Here is a 20,891-nt window from a genome sequence, read left to right as displayed (position 1 = left end):
CCGTCTTTTCTTTTTGACCGGTCAGCAGCGCGCGGCCGCTCCGCCCCTGCTTTTTCACAATTCGTCCGACACCTTCATCTTGCGTCCGGGAGACTGAGATGACCGATAAGATTGCGCGCTTTTTCGAAGAGCAGCGTCCGCAGACCCCGTGCCTCGTCGTCGATCTGGACGTCGTGGAAGCGAACTACCACGACCTGGAGGAAGCGCTCCCGGACGCCAAGATCTTCTACGCCGTGAAGGCCAATCCGGCGCCGGAGATCCTCGGCCTGCTGACCCGTCTGGGCTCCGCCTTCGACACCGCCAGCGTCCCGGAAATCCAGATGGTGCTGGCCGCCGGCTGCGCGCCGGAGCGCATCTCCTACGGCAACACCATCAAGAAGGAAGCGGACATCCGCCGCGCCTTCGAGCTGGGCGTGCGCCTGTTCGCCTTCGACAGCGAGGCGGAGCTGGAGAAGATCGCCCGCGCCGCCCCCGGCGCCCGCGTCTTCTGCCGCATCCTGACCTCCGGCGAGGGCGCCGAGTGGCCGCTGTCGCGCAAGTTCGGCTGCGATCTCGCCATGGCGCGGGAACTGCTGCTGAAGGCCAAGGGCATGAACGTCGTTCCCTACGGCGTGTCCTTCCACGTCGGCTCGCAGCAGAAGGACCTGATGCAGTGGGACCACGCCATCTTCCAGGTGGCGCAGCTGTTCCGCGAGCTTGAGGTGCTGGGCGTCGACCTCGGCATGATCAACCTGGGCGGCGGCTTCCCCACCCGCTACCGCACCGACGTGCCGGAGACCACCGCCTACGGCCAGGCCATCTTCGAGTCCCTGCGCACCCACTTCGGCAACCGCCTGCCGGAAGCCATCGTGGAGCCGGGCCGCAGCATGGTCGGCAACGCCGGCATCATCGAGAGCGAGGTCGTCCTCGTCTCCCGCAAGTCGGCCAACGACGTGAAGCGCTGGGTCTATCTGGACATCGGCAAGTTCAGCGGTCTCGCCGAGACGATGGACGAGGCGATCCAGTACCCGATCCAGGTGATGGGGGACGACGGGGAAGGCGACACGGAAGCGGTCGTGCTGGCCGGCCCGACCTGCGACAGCGCCGACGTGCTCTACGAGCGCGCCGAGTACAAGCTGCCGATGGACCTGAAGGCCGGCGACCGCGTGCGCATCCACGCCACGGGCGCCTATACGACGACCTACTCGGCGGTCTGCTTCAACGGCTTCGCCCCGCTCCAGCAGATCTGCATCTGATCGGGCGGCGTTTCGGCTAAGCAAAAGGCCACTCTTCCTTCGGGAAGAGTGGCCTTCTTCATTTCCAGCTTCTGCTGCCCCCTCCCTAACCCTTCCCCTCTTCGAGGTGGAGGGGTCTGGCCGCCGCTTCGCAGAAGGCACCATCTCCCTCGCAGAGGGGGAGGGCCGGGGAGGGGGCAGACGCCGAAAACGGGACCCGAATGCGAAAAGGGCCGCTCCCTTACACGGGGGCGGCCCTTTTCCTTGCGGTCTCCCGCAGCCGTGACGGCGGCATCAAGCCTTCCAGAACGGCTTGCTGATCTCGTCTTCGACGTCGAACTGGGAGATGCCGATGTCGTGCAGCATCCGGTCGTCCAGCCGAGCCAGCTCGCGGCGGGTGATGGTGCGCTGCCGCCACAGGGCGAACGTGTCCAGAACGCTGTCCAGCACATACGCCACCGGAGCAGGGCGCAGGGTACGGCCGGCGGGGGCCGCGCGCAGAGCGATTGCCATGGTGGTCATCCTATCTTTGAAGGTCCCGAGGGGGCCTGCCGAAAGTGGCCGCCGCGCCCTCGCTTTGTGAGAAAGAATATTGCTCATCCCGCGCAAACCCGCCACCGCCATGTGGGTATGCGAGCCGTGAGCTTTCTCGATAGCTGTCGTAGGAATATCACCGATGCAAGAATAATGGACGAATGCACAGCTTTTGGGCGTCACAAATTGTGCAACCCACCAACAAACCGGGTTCGGAACGAAGCGCTGGACAGCCGCCGCGGCGCGTCCTACCTCTGGTTCCGACCGTCGTCCGACACCGAGTTCTTCCCATGATCGACACCATCGCCTTCGACGGCGACGACACGCTGTGGCACAACGAGTCCCTGTTCTCGATGACGCAGGACCGCTTCCGCGCGCTGCTCGCCAACCACTTGGCCGACCCGGCGGACATCGACCGGCGGCTGCTGCAGGCCGAGCGCGAGAACCTCCGCGTCTACGGCTACGGCATCAAGGGCTTCGTCCTGTCGATGATCGAGACGGCGGTCGACCTGACCGACGGGCGCATCGGCGGGCGGGACATCCAGAGTCTCGTCGAGTTCGGCAAGGCGATGCTGGAACACCCGGTCGACCTGCTCGACGGGGTGCAGGAGGTGGTGGAGGGGCTGGCCGGGCGCTACCGGCTGCTGCTCGTCACCAAGGGCGACCTGTTCGACCAGGAGAGCAAGATCGCCCGCTCCGGCCTCGCCGGGCGCTTCGACGCCATCGAGATCGTCAGCGAGAAGGACCCGGCCACCTACCGCCGCCTGCTCGACCGCCACGGGGTGGACCCGGCACGCTTCGTCATGGTGGGCAATTCCGTGCGGTCGGACATCCTGCCCGTGCTGGCCGTCGGCGGCCACGCCGTCCATGTGCCCTACCACGTCACCTGGGCGCACGAGGTGGCCGAGCCGCCCACCGAGAATTATCGACGCATTGACAGCCTGCACGGCCTGCCGCCGCTGCTCGCCGCTTGGTGAAAGGGAGACGTGTGATGAGCTTCGCCCTGCTGACCGACCCCGCCCGCCCCGCCGTGGAACCAGAAACCGGCGGTCCGGCCCCCGACCGCGTCCTGTCCGGCGCCCCGGTCTTCACCACCTGGAACGAGTACGAATCGGCGGACGGCAAGCGCTTCGCAGGGGTCTGGCGCTCCACCCCCGGTTCCTGGCGGATCGTCTACGACGAGTGGGAGTATTGCGAGATCCTGGAAGGGAGCAGCGCCATCAGCCACGCCGACGGGCGCCGCTGGCTGGTCGGCCCCGGCGACCGCTTCACGCTGGAGCCGGGCTTCGACGGCGTGTGGGAGGTGCTTGAGACCACGACGAAACGCTACGTGGTCATTCTTCCCTGAGCAGATCACGCCATCCTTAGCCCTCTCCCCTCCGGGGAGAGGGTGGCCCGAAGGGCCGGTGAGGGGGGTGCGCGTGGCGGGAAGTTCGGCAAAAGCGCAACCCCCTCACCCTAACCCTCTCCCCAGAGGGGAGAGGGAACATCAAGCGCTTCAGTCGCGCTCCCCGAACAGATGGACAGCGCCCAGGTCGGCGCGGTTCAGAACGACGACGGCCTTGCGCCCGATCTCCACGGCCAGCGCGGCGAGCGCCATGATCGACACCACCAGGACGATCCGCGCGATGTCACGCGCCCAGGCGCGCCGCTTGCGGCGGCGGGCCGCCAGATGCGCGGCCAGCTTCTGCCGCAGGGCGCTGCCGCGCCGCCCGTAGCCGCCCGCCCAGCCCCAGCCGCCCGTCGCCGGCGGCGCATCGTCCGGCGCGGGGGTGGTGGGAACAGGCAATCCGACGCCACCCGTGGGCGGCGAATCGGCGTCAGGACCGGTGGTCGGGCTGGCGGTCGCGCCGGTCGGGTCGGTCGCGGTCACGGCGGTCATCCTGCGGCGGAGGAACGGTCGATGAGCCGTTATCTACGCCCTTTTCATGAATGCGCAACACGTCGCACCCGAACGCCCGGAAAGGCGACACGAAAAAAAGCGGGGCCATGACCGAATGCCATACCCCGCCGCTCGTCCCGTCAGCGCCGGCCGCGCGGATCGCGGCTCAGGCCCTTGGCCTCCAGTTCCGCCAGATACTCCGCCCACAGGCGATCCTGGTCCTCGCCCAGTTCGTACAGCAGCTTCCAGGAGTAGATGCCGCTGTCGTGCAGGTCGTCGAAGACGATCCGCAGGGCGTAATGGCCGATGGCCTCCAGGCTCATGATGCCGACATGGCGACGGGCCGAGACGGTCTGCTTCTGGCCGGGACCGTGGCCCTGCACCTCGGCGCTCGGGCTGTGGACGCGCAGGAACTCCGCCGGGTAGGAGAAGGTTTGGCCGTTGTCGAAATCGACCTCCAGCCGCTTCTCCTCCTTCTTCAGCCGGACTTCCACCGGCCAATGCCTGGTGCCGAAGGCGTCCGACGCGAATTGCTCGTCGGACATCAGGCGGCCCCCGGCTTCCCGTCGAGGCTGCGGGCCTCGTCGATCAGCATGATCGGAATGCCGTCGCGGATCGGATAGGCCAGCCCGGCGCGGTCGCTGATCAGTTCGGCGCGCTCGGCGTCGTAGCGCAGCGGCCCCTTGGTCAGCGGGCAGACGAGGATCTCCAGAAGCTTCGGATCGACGCGCGCCTGCGTCTTGCCGTCGGCGGGCGTGTCGTCGTGGGAATGGGCGCTCATGGATCGGGCCTCGCAGTCGGAAAGTGCAGTGTCGGTCGAAGGAAACGGTCAGTGACGCAGCGCGTTGCCGCCGTCGCCCTCATGGCCGTCGAGAATGGCCATCTCGACCAGGGCGATCAAGAGCTTCGCGCGCTCCGGCAAATCCGGCGTTTCAAGAAGGGCCTGCTTTTCGCTGGGCGAGAAGGGGCAGATCATCGCCAGCGAGGTGACCAGCCGCTCGTCCGGCGTGCCGTCGATGGCCTTCCAGTCCACCGACAGCCCCTGCATCCTGAAATAGCCTTTCAGCCCGGCCAGCAGACGCGCGCGATCCAGCCCGCAGCCGTCGGCCCCGCCGCGCTCCAGCGGGTCGATCAAGTCGCCGGAGAAGCGGTCCCAATCCGCGGCGACACGGCGGTAGCCGCGCTGGCCCTCCAGTTCCCGCATGATGGCGAAGCGGCTGACTCCGGTCAGGGTGATGATGTAGCGGCCATCCTCGGTCTCGGCGAAGCTGGTGATCCGCCCGGCGCAGCCGGTGCCGTAGACCGCCGGCTCGCGCAGGCGGCAGGCCGGGTCGGTCGGCTGGACCATGCCGATCATGCGGTCGCCGGCCAGCGCGTCCTCGACCATCGCGAGGTAGCGCGGCTCGAAGATGTTCAGCGGCAGGCGCCCGCGCGGCAGCAGCAGAACCCCCGCGAGCGGGAAGATCGGGAGCTGCCGCGGGAAGCGGTCCGGTGACGGGTCGATGGGGTTCCGGCTCATGCGACGAATATAGAACCCCCGGACACGGCGAACAGAGCGCCTACGAACAGAGCGACGGGGAACGAAACGGCCGCGAACGAAAAAGGCTCGCGGCCGCCCCCGAAATCAGCGGAACAGGATCGAGGACAGCCGCCGGCGGCTCTGCACCGTCAGCGGGTCGGTCGGGCCGAAGGCCTCGAAGAACTTGACGAGCTGCTTGCGGGCAGCCTCATCGTTCCAGGCACGGTCGCGGCGCACCAGTTCCAGAAGCTCGTCCACCGCGGCCTCGCGCTTGCCGGCGGCGAACAGCGCGAGCGCGAGATCGAAGCGGGCCTCGTGGTCGTCCTGGTTGTGGGCGACCTTCTCCATCAGCTCCGGGATCGGGCCGGCGTTGGCGGCCTGCTCGGCGACCTCCAGCGCGCTGCGCACCGCGGCGATCTCCTTGTCCTTGGCGATCGGCTCCGGCACCTTGTCGAGCATCTGCTTGGCGCGGGCCAGCTCGTCGTTGACGATCAGGCAGCGGACCAGCCCGGCGTAGGCCACGGGGTTCAGGTTCTCCGGATCGGCCTGCAGGATCTCGCCGTAGATCTCCGAGGCGGTCTGGGTGTCGCCGGCCTCCAGCGCCTCCTTGGCCTGGGCCAGCGCCTCCTCCAGGATGTCGCCCTCGCCGCCGCCCGCGGCGCCGGCCAGCTTCAGCAGCTTCTCCACGAAGGCCTTCACCTGCGACTCCGGCAGGGCGCCCATGAAGCCGTCCACCGGACGCCCCTGGAAGAAGGCGTAGACCGCCGGGATCGACTGCACGCGGAGCTGCGAGGCGATCATCGGGTCCTTGTCGGTGTCGATCTTGACCAGCCGCACCTTGCCCTTCGCGGCCAGCACCGTCTTTTCCAGGATCGGGCCGAGCTGCTTGCACGGGCCGCACCAGGGCGCCCAGAAATCGACGATCACCGGCACGGACTGCGACGCCTCGATGACGTCGGCCATGAAGGCGCGGTCGCTGCTGTCCTTGATCAGGTCACCGGCGGCGGCGGGAGCGGCGCCGGCGGCGACGGGCTTGTTGGCGGGCGGAATGGAGAACATGGCGGTCACGTATCCCTTTGCGATCTCGCGTGATAGATGAGCGCACGGGGCGCGTTAAGCAAGCGTCGGCTGAGAGTCCGGCGGCTCCTCGCCGAAGGGCACGATCAGCGGCTCGTGCCCGCCGGCCCGGAGGAAGCGCAGCAGGTCCACGGCGGTGATGGCCGTGGTGCGATCGTTCAGCAGCGGATGGTAGTTCAGCGGATCGTGGGCCAGCATCTGCTCCTGCAGCACCACCCTCACCCGCTGCTCACGGTCGTTGACCACGGAGAAGGGCGTGACCGAGCCGGGCCGCACGCCGAGATGCCGCCACAGCCGGTCGGCGGAGGCGAAGGACAGCCGCGCCGATCCGATCACCTTGTCGAAGCGGTTCAACTCCACCCGCGCGTCCTCCAGCGCGACGACCAGCCAGTGCTGCTCCTTCTTGTCCTTCAGGAACAGGTTCTTGCAATGGCCGCCGGGGAGCGCGCCGCGCAGCGCCTTGCTCTCCTCCACCGTGTGCAGCGGCGGGTGACGGTGGGTCACGGTGCGAATGCCGAGCGCCGCGAGATGCTCCAGGAGCTGCTCCGGGCTCGTCGGCAGCGGCTCCTCGGCCCTGCCCTCGGGGGTGTCGCGGGTGTCCATGGCGCCATCTTTAGCGGTGCGGGGAAAATCTGTCGAGGCGCCCGAGAAAAGTGAAACATGACGCTTGCATTGCGCCGATCCATGAGTATAGTCCGCCGCACGCCGCCGGACGGCACCGAACAACGGTCCGAACGGCAGCGAAACGGAGCGCGGGCGTAGCTCAGGGGTAGAGCACAACCTTGCCAAGGTTGGGGTCGAGGGTTCGAATCCCTTCGCCCGCTCCATTCTCCCGACGAAGGCGGTGGTTCTTCGGAGGGAAACAGAACGGTTGATGGAAAGGCTGGACCCTCGGGTGCCGGCCTTTTTCGTTTTTTCCCCTCCCGACCGTCCCCTTCCCCGCGCGTTGCGAGTCCGCAACCGACGCCATCGCTTTCGAAGCCGAGTCTGCGCCGCAGCACTCCGCCGACCACAACCGATGCCTTGGCCCCCGACGTTCCCAACCTTGAACCAGCGCAGCCGTAAGGGCGGGCAATGCCAAAAATTCGCAACCATAAGGCGTTTCCCCCCGCAACCGACATGCCTTTGTAGGTCATTCCCGACGCACATACCCCATATGATGGCGTGAATAAATTTACTTCTTGGCAACCTACTTGCGTATGACCGTCCGAAAGACTAAGCTTCAAATACGAAACAAATAGAACTTCTATCCGGTTAGGGTTGTATGCACCATGGATGGTCTGGTGGCGTCGGACGGGCTGAGCCCGTGATTTTCCCGGACAGGACGTTCCTGTCCGGCCGGCGTCCGCCGTTCCGGCAACACCGGCCCTCCCCCGCCTGATCGTCATCGGCTCCGCTGTCGTCGCACTGCGACTGGCGGTGCCGCTGGTCGCGCTTCCAAGCCCCGCTTCGTACAGCCCAGACGGCAATCCGCCCAGACGACAAGAGGTCCTTCCCATGGCTATGCAACGCTACATCGTGAATTTTCCGCGCCTGTCCCCGGACATGCTGGAAATCTGGAAGACGGTCCCCAGCAGCATCGCGTCCGACGTGCAGAACCGCTGCCAGAGCATGGACGCCCGGATCAAGCCCTGCGCCCCGGGGATGCGCATCTGCGGGCAGGCCCGCACCGCCGTGTCGATGCCGGGCGACAACAGCATGCTGCTGACCGCCTGCAGCCTGGCCGAGCCGGGCGAGGTGGTGGTGGTCGCCGGCGCCGGCCTGGAGGAGGTGGCGCTGGCCGGTGAATGGGTGGTCCGCGGCTGCAAGTCGCGCGGCCTGGGCGGGCTGGTGATCGACGGCTCCGTCCGTGACCTTCAGGAAATCCGGACCATCGGCTTCCCGGTCTTCGCCAAGGGCTCGGTGCCGCGCGGCCCGCACAAATCCTTCGGCGGCAAGATGGACGTCCCGGCCGGCGTCGGCGGCATGGTGGTCAATCCGGGCGACCTGATCATCGGCGACGACGACGGGGTGACCGTGGTGCCGCTGGCCGTGATGGACGAGGTGCTGCGGCGCTGCCTGGAGCTGATGGCCAAGGAGAAGATCTGGTCGCAGCAGCTCGACGCCGGCAAGTCGCTGATGGAGGTGCTGGGCGTGCCGGAACCGGAAATCGTCGAGACGCCCACCCTGCGCTGACCCCCGGCATCCGCCGGACCACGCGAGCCGGCGAGCCGCACAGCCCTTCGAGCCGCCCCAAGACCGGTTTCCACCGCCATGACGCTCATCTTTCAAATCGTGCTGCCGATGTTCGTCCTGGTCGCGCTCGGCTTCTACGCCGGGAAATCGGGCAATTTCAGCAACACGGCGGCTCAAGGGCTGTCGCGCTTTCTCGGCATCTACGCCCTGCCGGCGCTGCTGTTCGCGGCGATGGCCAAAGCGAAGATCCCCGATCCCATCGAATGGGGCTTCGTGGCGTCGTTCTTCGTCGCGGCCTTCATCATCTTCGGGCTGGGCGCCGCCTGGATGCTGTCCATCCGGCGGCGGGACGAGGCGGCGATCGGCGGCTTCGCCCCCTCCTTCTCCTCCATCGGCCTGCTCGGCGCGCCGATCCTGATGGACGCCTACGGATCGTCGGTGGCCATTCCGGTGATGCTGCTGATCCTGTTCCAGTCGCCGCTCCTCTTCACCACGGCGACGATGATCGCCGAGGCGCAGCGGACGGCGGGCGGGCGGCCGGTGGTCGCCGCGGTCAACGCCGTCAAGGCGACCCTGCTCAGCCCGATGATCCTGTCGATCGTCGTCGGCATGGGCTTCAACCTGAGCGGCGTCCATGTACCGGACGCGGTCATGAAGGCGGCGGACTACGCCGCGGCCACCGTCCTGCCCTGCGCCTGCTTCACGCTGGGCACCTCGCTGTCCTTCGGGAAGCTGTCGGGCAAGTTCGGCCAGGCGCTGGTCCTGGCGGTGATGAAGACGGTCCTGCACCCGGTGCTGACCTGGGTGCTGGCGGTGGAGGTCTTCCATCTGCCGCCGGACTGGCTGGCCCCCGCCGTGACCGCGGCGGCGCTGCCCATCGGCGTCAACGTCTACGCCTTTGCCGAGCGCTATCAGACGGGGCGGGAGCTGGTGTCGATGTCGCTGCTGCTGTCCACCCTGATGTCCCCGATCTCGATTTCCGTCGCCTTCATGGTGGCGATGAGCTGACGCGGTCATTTCGACGCAGGCGACTTTCATTATGCGTCCATTTGACGCCCGTCACACACACCCGATCGCGCGGAACCCCAAGAAACCACGCCAGATAGAAAGCATTCGTCGAAAATCGCTGTGATTTCCGGATATTCAATTCGGTCAGCACGATTGATACACGAACAGAGACTCTGTATCTTCCACTTTGAAGCGTTAAAGCCGCTTCCATCGGGTCGATTTGACAGCGCTGGGCCTATGAACCGCTCTTTTTCGCGAGAATGGCAACCGAACTCCGCCGCAGTATCGGCAATGGGATCGGCCATCCACGAAGACAGACATACCGAAGTATGCGTTCATCCATTTCAAGGCGATGACGGATCCTCGTGTCGTTCATGACCCAAAATTTCAATGCTGCCAAAATCAATGACCATCGATCTTTACGAGAATTTCAGAAAAGGAGGCCCAGCCTGTGTCCGCATCGGGACGGGCGGGATCTCCCGGGACCCCACCGCGTCCGCGGCCAAGGGGGTCTTCCGCAATAACGCAGGAAAGAAGGGCATCCAGATGATCATTCGCAGCAAGTTCCTGGCGCTGGCGACCGGGACCCTGGCGCTGGCCATGTCGACGACCGCTCTGTCGACGGCCCGGGCCGCCTACCCCGAGAAGCCGATCACCGTGGTCGTCGCCTACGACGCCGGCGGTTCGACCGACGTGACCGCGCGCCTGCTGGCTCCCTTCATCGAGAAGCATCTGGGCGGCACCCGGATCGAAGTGGTGAACAAGCCGGGCGCCGGCGGCGAGATCGGCTTCGCGGCCATCGCCGACGCGGCACCGGACGGCTACTCCATCGGCTTCTGCAACACGCCGAACATGGTGTCGATCCCGATCGAGCGTCAGGCCCGCTTTTCGGCGGACCGGCTGGACGCGCTGGTCAACGTCGTCGACGATCCCGGCGTGTGGAGCGTTCCCGGCGACAGCGCCTTCAAGACGCTGAAGGACGTCGTGGAGCACGCCAAGGCCAACCCGAACACCGTCACCGTCGGCACCACCGGCGTGGGCTCGGACGACCAGCTCGCCATGCTGCTGGTGCAGCGCCAGGCGGGCGTGCAGTTCACCCATGTGCCCTTCTCCGGCTCCGCCGCCAACTACAAGGCGATGCTCGCCAAGAAGATCCAGATCAGCGGCCAGAACCTCGGCGAAGGGCTGCGCGGCCAGGCCTCCGACCAGATCCGCGTGCTCGGCGTGATGAGCAAGGACCGCTGGAAGGCCGCCCCGGACATCCCGACCTTCGCGGAGCAGGGCTACCCGGTGCTGATGGCCTCGCTGCGCGGCGTCTGCGCGCCGAAGGGCCTGCCCGCCGACGTCCGCGCCAAGCTGGTGGACGCCGTCACCAAGGCCGCGACCGATCCGGAGTTCGTGGCGAAGGCCGAGGCCAAGGAGACCTTCCAGCCGCTGCGCGTCCTCGGCCCCGACGCCTTCGCGGCGGAGCTGAAGCAGCTCGACACCGAGCTGAAGTCGCTGTGGCAGTCGTCGCCCTGGCTGAAGTGATCCGGGGCTGACGCGACCCGGGCGGGCTGGCCCGTCCGGGTCCGGCCCATCCGCGAAACCACCCGCCGCCGGCCGACCGGCCTGCGTCGGGTGCGGTTCAAGCCCCCCTGACCATCCGGCGCCAACGGACCGGCCAATGGTTGAAGCAGGTGCTCCATGACTTTCCTCAATCACCTCCACATTCCCACCAAAATGGGAATCCCGGCGGCGACAGCGATCCTGGGCATGCTTGCCATCGCGTTGCTCGGCGGCTCCGCCATCACGGAACAGTCACGCCTGCTGGACACGCTGTTCAACCGCTCCTTCACGCGGGAAGCGGATGTCCAGGCGTTGACCGACACGCTGACCGTCGCCCACGCCGGCCTCTACCGGACGGTGATCCTCAGCACCGCCAACGCCTCCCCCAAGGCGGTCGAAGATGAATCGAAGGCCCTGACCGAACAGATCACCAAGCTGAAGACCCAGGCGGACAAGATGAAGGGCCAGTCCGCCGCGACCGAGGAGGAGGGGCAGATCCTCCAGCGCTTCGGCTCCGACACCGCGGCCTATCAGGCGAAGGTGACCAGCTTCCTCGACCTGCTGAAGATGGGCGTCGATCCGCTCGACTTCCTGCAGGAGGTCCAGGCGGCCTACGGGCGCCTGAACGGCACCGCCCGCGACTACCTGACCTACCAGCGCCAGCAGTCGGCCGACGCCTACGCCAACGTGAACGCGTCGGTCGACGCGACCACCCAGGCCTTCATCGCCTCGGCGATCGTCGCCCTGCTCATCACGGTGGGCGTCGCGCTGTTCATCGGCTTCAACATCGCCCGTCCGGTGGTCCGCCTGACCACGGTGATGGAACGGCTGGCCCAGGGCCGGCTGGAGGACGAAGTGCCCGCCGCCGAGCGCGGCGACGAGATCGGCCAGATGGCCCGCACCGTCCGCGTCTTCAAGGAGAACGCCCTGCGCGTCCAGGAAATGGCGCGCGAGCAGGAGGCCATGCGCGCCCGCGCCACCGAGGAGCAGCGGCGGGCCATGAACAGCCTCGCCGCCGACCTGGAGGCGTCGGTCAAGGCGATGATGGGCGAGGTGGTGCGGTCCGCCACATCCATGCGCGGCGAAGCCAACGTCATGCTGGAGAACGCCCGCCAGACCAGCCACCACAGTGACTCCGTCGCCCACGCCGTGCAGGAGGCGACGAGCGAGGTGGAGAGCGTGGCCGCCGGGGCGGAGCAGCTCCGCGCCTCCATCGACGAGATCACCCGGTCCATCACCCAATCGACCCAGCTCGCCCGCGGCGCGGTGGACGAGGCCGGGCGGACCGACTCGATCGTCCAGGGACTCAGCGAGGCCAGCCGGAAGATCGAGGAGGTGGTCGGCCTCATCAACAACATCGCCGGCCAGACCAACCTGCTGGCGCTGAACGCCACCATCGAGGCCGCCCGCGCCGGCGAGGCCGGCAAGGGCTTCGCCGTGGTGGCGCAGGAGGTCAAGAGCCTCGCCAACCAGACTGCGAAGGCCACCGACGAAATCGGCGCGGAAATCGCGGCGGTGCAGGCGGCGACCACCGCGGCGGTCAACGCCATCCGCGCCATCGTCAACACCATCCGGCAGGTGGACGAATCGCTCAGCACCGTCGCCGCGGCGGTTGAGGAACAGGACGCCGCCACCCGCGACATCAGCGAGCGCTCGCAGCGCGCCGCCACCGACACGGTGGCCGTGCTCCAGGAGATGCGGCTGGTGCAGCAGGCGGCGGAGACCACCGGCCATTCCGCCGGCGCCGTCCAGACCACGACCGAAGAGCTGTCGCGCAGCTTCAACCGGCTGGACAACGAGATCGAAGCCTTCATCACCCGCATCACCGCGGCCTGACCCGGCCCGATGCGGGGAGGACGCCGTGGCGTCCTCCGGCACCGCCCATGAAAAAGGCCCCTCTTCCACATGGAAGAGGGGCCTTTTCTATACGGCCTGTCCCGTCCGCCTCACCCGATCACTTCAGCCCAATCACTTCAACCAGGGGAACTCGCGCCAGAGGTTGCGGAAATCGCCATCCAGCTCCTTCAGCTCCGCAGAGAAGGCTTCCGAATCGAGGATGCGCAGCGGCTGGTAGGTGTCGCGGGCCTTGCTCTGGAACTCCGGGTCGTTGGCGGCCTTGGTCACCGCATCGACCAATTTGGCGCGGATCTCCGGCGGCAGCCCCTTCGGCGCGCCGACGCCGCGCAGCGACGCCATGGTGATGTTGTAGCCCAGTTCCTTGAAGGTCGGCAGGTCGGGCGCCATGTCCCAGCGCTGCGTGCTCATCACGCCGAGGATGCGGACGTTGTCGCCGCCGGCCTTGCCGCGCAGCCCCTCGCCCAGGTTCTGGCCGCAGATCTGGGTGTGGCGGCCGAGCATGGAGCGGTAGTTCTCCGCGCTGCCGGGAAAGGGCACATGGGTGAAGCGGACGTTGGCCTGCCGCTGGAGCAGCAGCATGGCCAGATGGTCGTCCGACCCGACGCCGGTGGAGCCCAGCGTGATGGTGTTCGGATTGGCCTTGGCCTGGGCGACCAGATCCTCCACCGTCTTGTAGGGGCTGTCGCCGTGGACCGTCATGATGCCCGGATCGTCGACGACGTTGACCAGCGGGTCCAGCCGGTCGAGCGTGAAGCGGGCGTTGCGCTCGATCGGGATGGTGACGACGTTCGGCGTGTTGATGAAGCCGATGGTGTAGCCGTCCGGCGTGGCGTCGGCGATGGCCGCGAAGCCGATCTCCCCCCCGGCGCCGCCGCGGTTCATCACCACGATCCGCGCGCCGCCGCCCAGATATTTTTCGATGAAGGGCGCCAGCATGCGCGCGGTCACGTCGGTCGATCCGCCCGCCCCGTAGGCGACGATCATGGTGATCGGCTTGTCCGGGTAGGCGGCCTGGGCCGCTGTCGCGCCCAGCAACAAGGCACAGGAGGTCAGCAGGCTGGAAATGAAACGTCTGGCTTTCATGGTCGGCTCCGCCAAAAGCTGCCGCAAGATCACCACACCGGAGCGCCACCAAGGAACGCCTTTGTGGTGTCGGTTGCGCAATTCATAGTAACACGATTTTTTGTACACAATAGTATTTAAGACACAACCACAGTGAGAGGAACGGACACATTGCCGCGCCACCCATCCTCACCGAAAGGTGACGGCAAAACGGCCTTTCCACCAGGGAAAGGCCGCCCGGTCCCGTTCCGTCACGCGGCGACGGAATTCAGTTGATCGGCTCGGCGCGGTTGCCGAACAGGGCGCGCAGCTTGCGCCCGATGGCCGCCACCAGCATGCCCTGGTTGCCGCCCTCCGGCTTGGGGAACCAGTCCGGCTCCTCGGTCTGAATGCGGCGGATCACCGTCAGGAATGCCTCGACCACCAGCGGGTCGAAGTCCTTGCCCGCCCGCTCGGCGATCCAGGTGATGGCATGCTCCACCCCCCACGCCTTGCGGTACTGGCGGTCGGTGATGAGGGCGTCGAACACGTCGGCCACGGCCATGATCCGCGCCGACACCGGGATGGCCCCGCCGCGCAGCCCTTCCATGTAGCCCGACCCGTCGTAGCGCTCGTGGTGGTAGCGGGCGATCTCCGCGGCGATCGACAGCAGGCTGCGCCCGCGCAGGGGCAGCGCCGCCTCGCTGAGGATGCGGTGGCCGATCAGCGTGTGGCGCTGGATGGCCGCCATGTCGTTGTTCGCCAGCTCGCCGGGGATGCCCAGCGTCTCGTCCGACACGCTCAGCATGCCGACGTCGTGCAGAAGAGCGGCCAGCCCGACCTTCTCCACCAGCTCCTCGTCCAGCTCGTCGGCGAAGCGGCCGTGGACGCGCAGCTCGCGGGCGATGTCGCCGACCAGCCGCTCGATGCGCTGGAGATGGCCGGCGGCGGCGTTGTCCTTGTATTCGGCGAGCGACCCCATGGCCAGGACGGTGGCCTTCTGCGCGGTGTTCAACTCCTCGAACAGCAGGGCGTTCTCGAAGGCGATGGAGCATTTGTTGCGGAACAGCTCCAGCAGCTGCCACTCGCGGGCGGTGCCCTCGTTGTTGTGACCCTCGACGTAGATCATCCCGATGATCCCGCCATGGGCGCGCAGCCGCAGGGCGCAATAGCCCGGCTCCACGATGGTCTCGGAACTCGGGCTCAGCCGTTCCAGCGCGGCGGCCACGTTGGGCTCGCCCAGCTCGGCGACGTCCACGTCCTTCCACTTGGCGAAGCGCCCGGTGGAGGCGCGCACGCGGATGCGGCGGTCGCGCGGCAGCGTGTCGCCCTGGATGCACAACAGGGCGTGCCGCCCGATGCCCAGCAGCCCGACGACGCGCGGCAGGATGTTGGGGAACAGCACGTCCGGGGTGCGCATCTCCAGCAGGCCGGTGGTCGCCACCAGCATGCGGGCCAGCGCCTTGCGCCCGGCCGCCTGGGTCTGCAGGTTGAGGAAGGCGCGCAGCCGCGGGACCACCGCGGTGCGCAGCGTGCGCGCCGTCAGCCCGTCCTTCAGGCGGTAGTCGCTGACGTCGTGGCCCTCCACCACCACCTCCTCCGGCGCCCGCTCGGGATGGGCGGTGCAGACCAGGATGCGGGCGCGGCTGTTTCCCAGATCCTTGCGGATGTGGTCGATGAGGCCGAGCCCTTCCGGCACCCCATCCGCCGCGGGGTCCAGCACCGGCTCCAACAGGACGGCGGCGGTGCCGGGGTTGCGGTACAGCGCCTCGCGCGCCTCGGCGGCGGTCGCGGCGGTCAGCACCGTCACCGGCGCCCCGTCCAGCGCGAAGCCGTCGAGCGCGGTGCGCGTCAGCCCGGCCAGCGCCGGATCGGGATCGACCACGAGGACGTGCAGGCGGGGCTTGGCGGGCGGAACCGGGGTGGCCTCCGGCGGGCGGGCGTCGTCGTTGGGCATAACCGTCTCGATGGTTGCGCGCGATGCGCGCGCCTGCACAAAAAATACGCCCACTTCCCGATTCATTCAACTTTCATCGGTTTGGACACGAAGGGCTTCTCCGTAATAACCGCCTCTTCCGGTTACGCCCCTCCGCCTGTTGCCTGTGGCGGCAAATCGGCTACCCTCTGCCTACAACGGCGGCAAACCGCCGCAAAAAATCAGGGAAGGATTGGAGCGATGGCTCTCAGGGCCGAACAGCTCAAGGACGAGCTGACCGAAGAGGTCGTGCGGCAGGTTCGCGAGCGGCTGGGCCGCAGCCGCGCGGCACCGGCGGAGCGCTTCGTACGGCAGTTCTACGATAACGTCCCGCCCGACGACATCATCCAGGCTCCGGCGGAGCAGCTCTACGGCGCCGCCCTCGCCATGTGGCAATGGGGCCAGCAGCGTGAGGCGACGGACCGCGCCAAGGTCCGCGTCTACAATCCCCGGGTCGAGGAGCATGGCTGGCAGTCCCACCGCACGGTGGTGGAGATCGTCAACGACGACATGCCTTTCCTCGTCGACTCGGTGACCGCGGAGCTGAACCGCCAGGGGCTGACCGTCCATCTGGTCATCCACCCCGTGGTGCGGGTCAAGCGCGACGCCGACGGCCAGCTGGTGGAGCTGTACGAGCCGGCGGCGGCCCCCACCGACGCCGCCCCCGAGTCCTTCATGCATGTGGAGGTCGGCGCGGTCACCGGCGCCGCCGCGCTTGACCAGGCCCGCGAGGGGCTGGAACGCGTGCTGGCCGACGTGCGCGCCGCCGTCGCCGACTGGCGGGCCATGCGCCAGCAGGTGCGCGCCGCCATCGTGGAGGCCGACTGCGCCCGCGCCGCCGTCCCGGCCATCATCCCCGACGACGAGGTGGACGAGGCCAAGGCCTTCCTGTCCTGGGCCGACGACGACCATTTCACCTTCCTCGGCTACCGCGAATACCGCTTCGAGAGCGGCGCCGACGGGGTGGACTCCTCGCTGGGTCTGGTCGCCGGCAGCGGTCTGGGCATCCTGCGCGACGACTCCGTCACCGTCTTCGACGGGCTGCGCAACTACGCCACCCTGCCGCCCGACGTGCGCGACTTCCTGCGCAACCCGCGCGTCCTGATGGTGACCAAGGGCAACCGCCCCTCCCCCGTGCACCGCGCGGTGCCGATGGACGCCTTCCTCATCAAGCGCTTCGACGCCGAGGGGCGGATCATCGGCGAGCGGCTGGTCGCCGGCCTCTTCACCTCCGTCGCCTACAACCGCAGCCCGCGCGAGATCCCCTACCTCCGCCGCAAGGTCGCCGAGGTGATGGAGCTGGCCGGCTTCGACCCGCAGGGCCATGACGGCAAGGCGCTGCTGCACATCCTGGAGACCTATCCGCGCGACGAGCTGTTCCAGATCCAGGTGCCGGAGCTGCTGGACATCGCCGTCGGCATCCTGCACCTGCAGGAGCGGCAGCGGCTGGCCCTGTTCGTGCGCAAGGACCCGTTCGAGCGCTTCGCCTCCTGCCTCGTCTACGTGCCGCGCGACCGCTACGACACCACGCTGCGCCGGCGCATCCAGTCCATCCTGGAGGCCGCCTACGACGGCACCTGCACCGGCTTCACCACGCAGCTGACCGAAAGCGTGCTGGCCCGCCTGCATTTCATCATCCGGACCGAGCCGGGCCGCGTGCCCGCCGTCGACGCCACCGATCTGGAGGCGCGGCTGGTCCAGGCCTCGCGCGGCTGGGACGACCATCTGCGCGACGCGCTGGTCGAGGCCCATGGCGAGGAGCAGGGACGCACCCTGTTCCGCCGCTACGCCGACGCCTTCCCCACCGCCTACCGCGAGGAGTTCAACGCGGAGGCCGCCGTCTTCGACATCGACCGCATCGAGAAGGCGACGGCCCAGGGCACGCTCGGCATCAACCTCTACCGCCCGCTGGAGGCCGAAGGGGACGAGCTGCACGTCAAGATCTACCACGAAGGCCGACCGGTGCCGCTGTCCGACGTGCTGCCCATGCTGGAGCACATGGACCTGAAGGTGATCACCGAAGCGCCCTTCGAGATCGCCATTGCCGGCCACGCCGCCCCGGTGTGGATCCACGACTTCACCGCGCGCTCGCAGAACGGGCTGCCCATCGACTGCGCGATGGTCAAGGAGAAGTTCCAGGATGCCTTCGCCGCCGTCTGGGACGGACGGATGGAGGATGACGGCTTCAACCGCCTCGTGCTCCGCGCCGGCCTGACCGCCCGGGAGGTGACGGTGCTGCGCGCCTACGCCAAGTATCTGCGCCAAGCCCGCATCCCCTATGGGCAGGACGTGGTGGAAAGCACGCTGGCCGGCCATCCGGCCATCGCGCGCAAGCTGGTCGCCCTGTTCCACAGCCGCTTCGACCCGGCCCGCCGCCCGCAGAACGATCCGGGGCTGGCCGCGGAGATCGAACGCGCGCTCGACGGGGTGAAGAACCTCGACGAGGACCGCATCCTGCGGCGCTTCCTCAACCTGCTGTGCAATACGCTGCGCACCAACGCCTATCAGAACGGCGCGGACGGGCGGCCCAAGACCTACATCTCCTTCAAGATCGACAGCCGCCACATCGACGACCTGCCGCTGCCCCGCCCGATGGTCGAGGTGTTCGTCTACAGCCCGCGGATGGAGGGCGTCCATCTGCGCGGCGGCAAGGTGGCGCGCGGCGGCATCCGCTGGTCCGACCGCCGCGAGGATTTCCGCACGGAGATCCTCGGGTTGATGAAGGCGCAGATGGTCAAGAACACCGTCATCGTGCCGGTCGGCTCCAAGGGCGGCTTCGTGGTCAAGCGCCCGCCGCCGCCGTCCGCCGGGCGCGAGGCGGCGCTGGCCGAGGGCATCGAGTGCTACAAGACGCTGATGCGCGGCCTGCTCGACATCACCGACAACCTCGACGCCGAGGGCGCGGTGGTGCCGCCGCCCGAGGTCGTCCGCCACGATGGGGACGACCCCTATCTGGTGGTGGCCGCCGACAAGGGCACGGCAACCTTCTCCGACATCGCCAATTCGGTGTCGGTGGACCACGGCTTCTGGCTGGGCGACGCCTTCGCGTCGGGCGGCTCCGCCGGCTACGACCACAAGAAGATGGGCATCACCGCCCGCGGCGCCTGGGAATCGGTGAAGCGCCATTTCCGCGAACTGGGGCACGACACCCAGACGCAGGACTTCACCGTCGTCGGCGTCGGCGACATGTCGGGCGACGTGTTCGGCAACGGCATGCTGCTGTCGAAGCACATCCGCCTGCTCGCCGCCTTCGATCACCGGCACATCTTCATCGACCCCGACCCCGACCCCGCGCGGAGCTGGGAGGAGCGGCAGCGCCTGTTCGACCTGCCGCGCTCCTCCTGGGCGGACTACGACGAGTCGCTGCTGTCCGCGGGCGGCCGCATTTTTGACCGCTCCGCCAAGTCGCTGGAGCTGACGCCGGAGATCCGCCAGCGCTTCGGCATCGCCAAGGACCACGTCACCCCGCTGGAGCTGATGCAGACCCTGCTGAAGGCCGAGGTGGACCTGCTGTGGTTCGGCGGCATCGGCACCTACCTGAAGGCGGCGGAGGAGACCAACGCCGAGGTCGGCGACAAGGCCAACGACGCGCTGCGCATCGACGGGCGCGACGTGCGGGCCAAGGTGATCGGCGAGGGCGCCAACCTGGGCGTCACCCAGCGCGGCCGCATCGAGGCGGCGCAGCACGGGGTGCGGCTGAACACCGACGCCATCGACAATTCAGCGGGCGTCGACACCTCCGACCATGAGGTGAACATCAAGATCCTGCTGAACGACGTGGTCGTCCGCGGCGACATGACGCTGAAGCAGCGCGACCAGCTGCTCGCCGCCATGACCGACGAGGTGGCCGGTCTGGTGCTGGCCGACAACTACCTGCAGAGCCAGGCGCTGACCGTCGCCCGCGCCCAGGGCCCCGGCGCGCTGGAGGCGCAGGCCCGGCTGATCCGCTCGCTGGAGAAGGCGGGCCGGCTGAACCGCGCCATCGAGTATCTTCCCGACGAGGAGGAGCTGTCCGCCCGCATGGCCAACCGCGAAGGGCTGACCCGGCCCGAGCTGGCGGTGCTGCTGGCCTACGCCAAGATCACGCTCTACGACGATCTGCTGGCGTCGGACCTGCCGGACGATCCCTTCATGGCCGACGACCTCACCCGCTACTTCCCCAAGCCGCTGCGCAAGGCCCATGCGGAGGCGGTCGGGCGCCACCGGCTGCGGCGGGAGATCATCGCGACCAGCGTCACCAACAGCCTCGTCAACCGCACCGGCCCGACCTTCGTCAAGGAGATGATGGAAAAGACCGGCATGGGGCCGGGGGACGTGGCCCGCGCCTACACCATCGTGCGCGACGCCTTCGGCCTGCGCTCGCTGTGGACGGGGATCGAGGATCTGGACAACGTGGTTCCCGCCGCGCTCCAGACCAGCATGATCCTGGAGACGGTCCGCCACATGGAGCGCGCCGCCGCCTGGTTCCTGGCGAGCTGCCAGCAGCCGCTGGACATCGCCCGCGAGACGGAGGCCTTCCGGCCCGGCATCGAGACGCTTCTCGCCGGTCTCGACAACGTGCTGGACGCCGAGGAGACGGCCCGCCTGACCGCCCGCGTCGCCTCCTACCAGGAGCAGGGCGTTCCCGCCGAGCTGGCCCGCCGCATGGCGGCGCTGCCGGTTCTGGCCGCCGCCCCCGACCTCGTCCGCATCGCCGGACGCACCGGGCGCGGGGTCGCGGACGTCGCCGCGGTCTACTTCATGCTGGGCCGCCGCTTCGGCCTGGAGTGGCTGCGCGACAAGGCCGCCGCGGCGAAGGCGGAGAACCATTGGCAGAAGCAGGCGGTGGCGGCCCTGGTGGACGACCTGTTCGCCCACCAGACCGCGCTGACCACCCGCGTGCTGGAGGCGGTGGACCAGCTTCCCGCCGACGCCCCCGTGGAGGCCTGGATCGCCCACCGCCGCCCGGTGGTGGAGCGGGTGGAGCAGCTCCTGTCCGAGTTGCGCACCCAGCCCAACGTCGACCTGTCGATGCTGGCGGTGGCGAACCGGCAGCTCCGCGGCCTGACGGCGGGGTAAACG

General features: G+C 68.1%; 17 protein-coding genes and 1 tRNA gene. 9 read left to right on the top strand and 9 right to left on the bottom strand.

All coding sequences use genetic code 11. The features are described from left to right. Nucleotides 1–98: 98 nt before the first annotated feature. Entirely contained in the window at nucleotides 99–1,235 is a 1,137-nt protein-coding gene (locus AMK58_RS02225) for a type III PLP-dependent enzyme (protein ID WP_035669307.1), read from the top strand. A 273-nt stretch (nucleotides 1,236–1,508) separates the two neighbouring features. Here the strand turns inward: AMK58_RS02225 and AMK58_RS02220 are convergent, their stop codons facing one another. Beyond that, nucleotides 1,509–1,727 carry a DUF1127 domain-containing protein gene (locus AMK58_RS02220; RefSeq protein WP_079285004.1) on the bottom strand — a complete coding sequence of 73 codons (219 nt, stop codon included), beginning with the start codon at nucleotides 1,725–1,727 and terminating at the stop codon, nucleotides 1,509–1,511. Between the two features lie 311 nt (nucleotides 1,728–2,038). Here AMK58_RS02220 and AMK58_RS02215 point away from each other — a divergent pair, with 311 nt between their 5' ends. Both AMK58_RS02215 and AMK58_RS02210 read left to right on the top strand, forming a co-directional pair. Further along, nucleotides 2,039–2,725, top strand: coding sequence for an HAD family hydrolase (locus AMK58_RS02215; RefSeq protein WP_014238562.1), 687 nt, complete (start codon nucleotides 2,039–2,041; stop codon nucleotides 2,723–2,725). 14 nt (nucleotides 2,726–2,739) lie between these two features. Beyond that, nucleotides 2,740–3,096: a cupin domain-containing protein gene (locus AMK58_RS02210; RefSeq protein ID WP_051139979.1), complete on the top strand. Its 357-nt coding sequence runs from the start codon at nucleotides 2,740–2,742 to the stop codon at nucleotides 3,094–3,096. 150 nt (nucleotides 3,097–3,246) lie between these two features. Here AMK58_RS02210 and AMK58_RS02205 read toward each other — a convergent pair whose 3' ends face one another. From AMK58_RS02205 to AMK58_RS02180, 6 genes are all read right to left on the bottom strand, one after another. Beyond that, on the bottom strand, nucleotides 3,247–3,621 hold the full coding sequence (locus tag AMK58_RS02205; RefSeq protein WP_137165168.1) for a hypothetical protein: 375 nt from the start codon (nucleotides 3,619–3,621) through the stop codon (nucleotides 3,247–3,249). Nucleotides 3,622–3,770: 149 nt separating this feature from the next. After that, nucleotides 3,771–4,175: a gamma-butyrobetaine hydroxylase family protein gene (locus AMK58_RS02200; protein WP_035669310.1), complete on the bottom strand. Its 405-nt coding sequence runs from the start codon at nucleotides 4,173–4,175 to the stop codon at nucleotides 3,771–3,773. Then, the gene (locus tag AMK58_RS02195) at nucleotides 4,175–4,411 is read right to left on the bottom strand and encodes a Trm112 family protein (RefSeq protein WP_035669312.1); all 237 of its coding nucleotides are present in this window, start codon (nucleotides 4,409–4,411) and stop codon (nucleotides 4,175–4,177) included. The genes AMK58_RS02200 and AMK58_RS02195 overlap by 1 nt, the downstream gene beginning before the upstream one ends. A 48-nt stretch (nucleotides 4,412–4,459) precedes the next feature. After that, complete coding sequence (locus AMK58_RS02190) at nucleotides 4,460–5,149, bottom strand: LON peptidase substrate-binding domain-containing protein (protein ID WP_035669314.1); 690 nt, start codon at nucleotides 5,147–5,149, stop codon at nucleotides 4,460–4,462. A 105-nt stretch (nucleotides 5,150–5,254) separates the two neighbouring features. After that, nucleotides 5,255–6,208, bottom strand: coding sequence for a thioredoxin family protein (locus tag AMK58_RS02185; RefSeq protein WP_035669316.1), 954 nt, complete (start codon nucleotides 6,206–6,208; stop codon nucleotides 5,255–5,257). Between the two features lie 54 nt (nucleotides 6,209–6,262). Further along, nucleotides 6,263–6,829, bottom strand: coding sequence for a prolyl-tRNA synthetase associated domain-containing protein (locus AMK58_RS02180; protein WP_035669319.1), 567 nt, complete (start codon nucleotides 6,827–6,829; stop codon nucleotides 6,263–6,265). A 149-nt stretch (nucleotides 6,830–6,978) separates the two neighbouring features. Here AMK58_RS02180 and AMK58_RS02175 point away from each other — a divergent pair. The 5 genes from AMK58_RS02175 to AMK58_RS02155 all read left to right on the top strand — a co-directional run bounded on the left by AMK58_RS02175 (nucleotide 6,979) and on the right by AMK58_RS02155 (nucleotide 12,793). Continuing rightward, nucleotides 6,979–7,053, top strand: a tRNA-Gly gene (locus AMK58_RS02175). Between the two features lie 670 nt (nucleotides 7,054–7,723). Further along, nucleotides 7,724–8,401, top strand: coding sequence for an RraA family protein (locus tag AMK58_RS02170; protein WP_035669322.1), 678 nt, complete (start codon nucleotides 7,724–7,726; stop codon nucleotides 8,399–8,401). Between the two features lie 78 nt (nucleotides 8,402–8,479). Further along, nucleotides 8,480–9,409 (top strand): AEC family transporter, encoded by a 930-nt coding sequence (locus AMK58_RS02165; protein ID WP_035669325.1) that lies wholly within the window; start codon nucleotides 8,480–8,482, stop codon nucleotides 9,407–9,409. Between the two features lie 546 nt (nucleotides 9,410–9,955). Then, nucleotides 9,956–10,939, top strand: a complete 984-nt coding sequence (locus AMK58_RS02160; protein WP_035669327.1) for a Bug family tripartite tricarboxylate transporter substrate binding protein — start codon at nucleotides 9,956–9,958, stop codon at nucleotides 10,937–10,939. Nucleotides 10,940–11,095: 156 nt separating this feature from the next. Further along, nucleotides 11,096–12,793, top strand: a complete 1,698-nt coding sequence (locus AMK58_RS02155; protein ID WP_035669329.1) for a methyl-accepting chemotaxis protein — start codon at nucleotides 11,096–11,098, stop codon at nucleotides 12,791–12,793. A 132-nt stretch (nucleotides 12,794–12,925) separates the two neighbouring features. Here the strand turns inward: AMK58_RS02155 and AMK58_RS02150 are convergent, their stop codons facing one another. Next, nucleotides 12,926–13,897, bottom strand: coding sequence for a Bug family tripartite tricarboxylate transporter substrate binding protein (locus AMK58_RS02150; protein ID WP_059399027.1), 972 nt, complete (start codon nucleotides 13,895–13,897; stop codon nucleotides 12,926–12,928). Nucleotides 13,898–14,144: 247 nt separating this feature from the next. Next, the gene (locus tag AMK58_RS02145; protein WP_035669331.1) at nucleotides 14,145–15,812 is read right to left on the bottom strand and encodes an HD-GYP domain-containing protein; all 1,668 of its coding nucleotides are present in this window, start codon (nucleotides 15,810–15,812) and stop codon (nucleotides 14,145–14,147) included. 219 nt (nucleotides 15,813–16,031) lie between these two features. On the opposite strand from AMK58_RS02145, the gene AMK58_RS02140 reads away from it, so the two are divergent. After that, the gene (locus tag AMK58_RS02140) at nucleotides 16,032–20,888 is read left to right on the top strand and encodes an NAD-glutamate dehydrogenase (protein WP_059398556.1); all 4,857 of its coding nucleotides are present in this window, start codon (nucleotides 16,032–16,034) and stop codon (nucleotides 20,886–20,888) included. Nucleotides 20,889–20,891: the final 3 nt, after the last annotated feature.

The sequence above is a fragment of the Azospirillum brasilense genome, assembly GCF_001315015.1.
Lineage (GTDB): Bacteria > Pseudomonadota > Alphaproteobacteria > Azospirillales > Azospirillaceae > Azospirillum > Azospirillum brasilense.
Note: the sequence above shows the minus strand (reverse complement) of the source record. Positions and strands in the feature narration are given on the sequence as shown.